Consider the following 3,524-nt stretch of genomic DNA (forward strand, 5'->3'; position numbering starts at 1 on the left):
GCTCATGCCCGGCAGGTACGTCTCCTCGACGATCCGGACCTTCTCCTCCGGGGTCCAGCGCCTCCGGCGCTGAACCCCGGAGAGGACCTCGCCGTCGTTGTAACGCCTGGTCGTATGTTCAGTCATATGCCTCACTCTTATCCAAGAGCGAGACCCTGTCAGGTCATTTAGGGGGCCATCTCACTGACTATGCAGGATCCTCGCTCGCAGTATCCGCAGCCGCCTTTCCCGCGGCAGCCGCAGCCTGTGCCCGGTGAAGCGTCGAAGATGAATTCTGTGCCCGACCACGGCGAGACGAGCTATAAGGGCTCAGGCAAGCTTGCTGGGCGCAAGGCGCTCATCACCGGCGCGGACAGCGGCATCGGTCGCGCGGCCGCTATCGCGTTTGCACGCGAGGGTGCTGACGTCGCTCTGTCGTACCTCGAGTCCGAAAAGAGTGACGCGGCCGAGGTGATCCAACTCATCGAAGCCGAGGGGCGCAAAGCTGTTGACCTACCCGGCGACATCACCGACGAGGCGTGGTGCAAGACGCTCGTGGAGCAGGCGGTCGAGAAGCTTGGCGGTCTCGACATTCTGGTCATCAATGCGGGTCGGCAGCAGAACCGTGAGGACATCTCGAAGGTCACGTCGGAGGATTTCGACAGGACCATGAAGACCAACCTCTATGCCATGCACTGGATCGCGCAGGCGGCCGTGCCGCATCTACCGGCAGGCGGATCGGTCATCACCACCGCTTCGATTCAGGCCTATGATCCGTCTGCGATCCTGCCCTTGCGGACGGAGATGCCGTTGATTTCGGCTCGATCGGTCTCATCGGGAAGAACATCTTCTGGACGCGTGGTGACGCTGTTCCGCTTTGGCTGATAGTCCATGTTCAATCTCCATCAGGTTGGAGCTCATGAACTAGCTCGGCGGTTGTGGCGATGCTGCCTCATCCATGCCAATGAATACGGTGCTTCTGCCATGATAGCTCCTCTCATCCCCCTTAGCCTCATTGAAGAGGCCACCATCGGCTCCATCTTCGTTGTCGAACAGAGCGATGACGACGCACGGGACACGGCCTCGCACTCGCACGACGCGGGCCAACTGATTGGGAGCTTGGCCGGCCTGTTGTCGGTAACTACCGAAAGCGGGTCCTGGGTGGTGCCGGCCACCCACGCCATTTGGATACCGAGGCGGGAGTCGCATTCGATGCGGTCGCATGGCCCGTTCTCGGGGTGGAGCGTCTATGTTACCGCCGACGCATGCGCGGAGCTGCCAATGGAGCCTCGTACGATCCGGGTAAGCGGCCTCCTGCGAGAGGCGGTGCATCGTGCCGCAGATTGGTCGGGTCCGCCGGTTAGCGGACGCGAGCGCAGGCTTGCAGGCGTCGTACTGGATGAGATCGCGACATTACCGACTGAGCCGCTTGGACTGCCCCACCCACTCGATCCGCGCGCGCGGCGCGTCACTGATGCCATCCTCGCCGACTTGGCCGATAACCGGGCGCTCTGCGCGTGGGCGGCATGGGCGGCTATCGCGCCGCGCACATTGGCGCGCCGCTTCGCCAACGAGACAGGGTTCAGCTTTACCGAGTGGCGCCAACGAGCCCGCGCCCTGCGATCCATCGAGCTACTAGCGGAAGGGGCGGCGGTAACGACAATCGCAATCGATCTTGGCTACGGAAACGTGAGCGCTTTCATCGCAATGTTCCGCCGGGCGATCGGCGTCACTCCGGGTCGATATGTCCGCTCAAAGGTTCGAGCGCTTTGAGCATTCAGGAAGCCGCCGCACACCAACAGACTCGCAGGCCGTTTCCCAAAATATTTGGGAAAGCCGAACGGAAGCGGGGAGGGTCGAGGGTCAGCGGCTGCTCTGCCGCCAACATGAATGAACGGCAGAAGTTGGGGAGCCGAAACGAACTCAGGAATGACCGTATTTGGGTCATTTGTAAAAAAGTCCGCACATTTTTGGTGCCGTTCGCCTCAGCATCCCATTCCTACGAAATCGAGGAATGGGATGCCAGTTAATTCACAAAACCCTCTCAGATGTCAGCACTGGCTGACATTGAGGTCGTTGATGACATTGTTATAGGTCTGGAGCAGCGTTTCGGCGTCCTCTACCGCCTTCGGCTTCATCATCTGGAACGAGGCGCGATTCCTGCGATCCTTGGCATAGGTGCCGTCCTCGGTGCGCTGGATGATATCGCGCCCGGCTGCAAGATAGGCATTGGCGTGCAGCATAAAGCTCGCGCATGCCGTCTTGTCCTTCTCGCGGACCTTGTTGTCGAACTGGACGGCCATGGTGTTGAACTGGTCCAGGGACGCTTTGAATACCGCCTTCTGGTCGCCCAATCCCCTGCCATCAAGCACGCCGGAGGCATGATCCATGCTTTCCTTGAGATAATAGACGGTGCCCTTGCGATAATAGTCCAGGGTATCCTTCTTCGTCGCCTCGAATGCGGCCTTGATGCGCGCGCGGTCTGCGGCGTCGATGGCTTTTGCATAGGTAGCCTGGGCCGATGTAACATTGTCCAAGGCGGTAAGCAGCGCCGGCTGGAACTCGCGGCCATGGGCGCCATTGTCGCTCACATAGGTCTTGGCCTCAATATAGTTCGCCATATCACGATAGAGCGGCGCAACCTTGACAAGCGCTTGGCTATAGGTCCGCGCCGCCCCGTCGAGTTCCGGCATGGCGGGCTTCATGGCTAAAGCCTTGTCCAACTGCGCCTTGATCCGGTCTATGCCCGGATCGGACGGAAAGAAAAGTTTTGTCAGGTCCTTGCCGCTGTCGAAAACCGGTTTGATGGAGCGCTGATAGGTGGCCACTATGTCGGCAAAGGGCGTGCGCGCCGTATTGGCCGCTTCGACATAGGCATTGTATTTCTGCATCTCGTTCTGGTCGGCAGCCGCTGTCACCGCGCTTGAATTTCCCTCTTCCTTGCTTCCGCACGCAGAAAGCGCGAGCACGCAAGCGGGAAGAGCCATGGAGCGAAGCAGTATCCTGAACACAAAAACGACCTCAGTTTGGTTGATGCCAACAAGCGGTTCCAAGTCTTTGGTTGGAAAGACTTTCGGACCGCGGCGCTCCCTATGCCCCCCTTGGGTACGCCTTTCAAATTTGGGAATTTTTATAACCGCACTGATGGGTAGAGTTTTGTGCTCCATCCAAGCGGATCTGCTGTTCTTCGATTGCGATCGCTATCTCGTAGCATAGCGATGGTCAGCGTCAAGCTACACCGATGAGAGCGGTTGAAGGGATGGGCAGGATCATTCGATCACCAGCCATGTCTCGCACCTCAGCAACGACGGCGGCCCTCTCGGTATCACTCAAGCTGATCCAGTCGGGGGACATACCGAACAAGGTATCGGGCTCGGCAAGTGCGCTGACATCGAGCACATAGTCGTGGGTGACATGTTGGATTTGGGGTGACGTGCTCCCCGGAAATCATGCCATTGGTAAGTTAGCTCGTCAGATGGAGACGAGCGATGCGGCGAGGCCGTTTTACCGAGGATCAGATCATAGGCGTGCTGCGTGAGCACGAG

2 protein-coding genes and 1 pseudogene are annotated in these 3,524 nt (G+C 59.3%); 2 read left to right on the forward strand and 1 reads right to left on the reverse strand.

Features of this window, described 5'->3' with window-relative positions:
• Positions 1-189 precede the first annotated feature (189 nt).
• Positions 190-768 (forward strand): annotated as a pseudogene (locus tag U1703_RS18730) (SDR family NAD(P)-dependent oxidoreductase); the annotation flags it as partial.
• Between the two features lie 102 nt (positions 769-870).
• Complete coding sequence (locus tag U1703_RS18735; protein ID WP_332786955.1) at positions 871-1,752, forward strand: AraC family transcriptional regulator; 882 nt, start codon at positions 871-873, stop codon at positions 1,750-1,752.
• 278 nt (positions 1,753-2,030) lie between these two features.
• On the opposite strand, the gene U1703_RS18740 is transcribed toward U1703_RS18735, so the two are convergent.
• The gene (locus U1703_RS18740; RefSeq protein ID WP_332786956.1) at positions 2,031-2,966 is read right to left on the reverse strand and encodes a YiiG family protein; all 936 of its coding nucleotides are present in this window, start codon (positions 2,964-2,966) and stop codon (positions 2,031-2,033) included.
• Positions 2,967-3,524 lie beyond the last annotated feature (558 nt).

Origin of the sequence: Sphingomonas flavida (assembly GCF_036663655.1) — a bacterium.
Taxonomy (GTDB): domain Bacteria; phylum Pseudomonadota; class Alphaproteobacteria; order Sphingomonadales; family Sphingomonadaceae; genus Sphingomonas.

What these genes read in the sequence shown, in the direction of transcription:
- U1703_RS18735 (WP_332786955.1), top strand. Translation starts at nt 871, where the DNA reads ATGTTCAATCTCCATCAGGTTGGAGCTCATGAACTAGCTCGGCGGTTG.
- U1703_RS18740 (WP_332786956.1), bottom strand. Translation starts at nt 2,966, where the DNA reads ATGGCTCTTCCCGCTTGCGTGCTCGCGCTTTCTGCGTGCGGAAGCAAG.